Source organism: Nguyenibacter vanlangensis (assembly GCF_013376155.1).
Lineage (GTDB): Bacteria > Pseudomonadota > Alphaproteobacteria > Acetobacterales > Acetobacteraceae > Gluconacetobacter > Gluconacetobacter vanlangensis.
The window spans coordinates 1-1308 of the sequence record NZ_JABXXP010000750.1 but is presented as its reverse complement, the minus strand read 5'-3'; the positions used below and the strand labels follow the sequence as shown (position 1 = coordinate 1308).

Genomic DNA, 1308 nt, shown 5'->3' with positions numbered 1-1308 from the left:
GGGCACGGGACCACGGCGCGGTGTTCGAGGATGTCGGGCTGTGGCGCCGCGCCCGGTATTTCCCGCGCGGCGGCGAGGACATGCAGGCGGCGGTGGCGCGCGAATGCAGCGCGGTCCGCACGGCGGCAGGGGTCTTCGATGCCTCGACCCTGGGCAAGATCGAGGTCGTCGGCCCCGATGCCGCCGAGTTCATGAACCGCTTCTACATCAATGCCTGGACCAGGCTCGGCGTGGGCAAATGCCGCTACGGCCTGGTCTGCCGCGACAGCGGCTTCGTCTATGACGACGGCGTGGTCGGGCGCATCGCCGCCGACCGGTTCCATGTCACCACCACTACCGGCGGCGCGGCGGGCGTGCTGAACATGATGGAGGACTATCTCCAGACCGAATGGCCCGACCTCGATGTCTGGCTGACCTCGATCACCGAGGAATGGGGCGTCATCGCGCTCCAGGGGCCGAAGGCGCGCGCGATCCTGGCGCCGCTGGTGGACGGCATGGACATCTCGGCCGAGGCACTGCCCCATATGGCGCTCAAGGAAGGCACGATCGGCGGCGTGCCGATGCGGCTGTTCCGCGTCAGCTTCACCGGCGAGGTCGGCTTCGAGATCAACGTCCCCTCGGGGCGGATGCGCGCGGTATGGGACCGGATCTGGCAGGCGGGCCGGCCGCACGGCCTGACCCCGTACGGCACCGAGGCCATGCACGTGCTGCGCGCCGAGAAGGGCTACCTGATCGTGGGCCAGGAAACCGACGGCACCATGACCCCCGGCGATGTCGGCTGCGGCTGGGCGGTCAGCAAGGCCAAGCCCGATTTCATCGGCAAGCGCGCCCTGGCCCTGCCGGCCCTCAACGCGCCGGACCGGCCGCAGATGGTCGGCCTGCTGACCGACGATCCGCAAACGGTGCTGGAGGAAGGCATGCAGCTCGTCCGCACGCCGGGCACCCCGGCCCCGGTCTCGGCGGACGGGCATGTCACGTCCTCCTATTACAGCCCGGCGCTGGGCCGGTCGATCGCCATCGCCATGGTCAAGGGCGGGCGCGACCGCCTGGGCGAGACATTGTATGCGCCTGCCATCGACGGGGCCGCGATCAAGGTAAGCATCGTCAATCCTGTCTTCTACGATCCCGAGGGAGTGCGCGTGAATGGCTAGGTCCATGGCAGAGGCGACGATCGCCCCCGATACGGTGCTGGTTCGCGAACCGCGATCGCCGCGTTACGTGCTGCAGGGCCGCGCGCCCGCGCTGCAGGCGGCCGCCAGGGCGCTGGGGCTCAAGGACGTGCCCGCGATGCTGCGCGCCGCCACCGGA

General features: G+C 70.0%; 1 protein-coding gene. It reads left to right on the top strand.

Annotated features, from left to right (window positions below):
• The coding region (locus tag HUK84_RS18690) for an aminomethyltransferase family protein (protein ID WP_218064465.1) at positions 1 to 1151 on the top strand (1151 nt) is incomplete at its 5' end.
• Between the last annotated feature and the right edge of the window lie 157 nt (positions 1152 to 1308).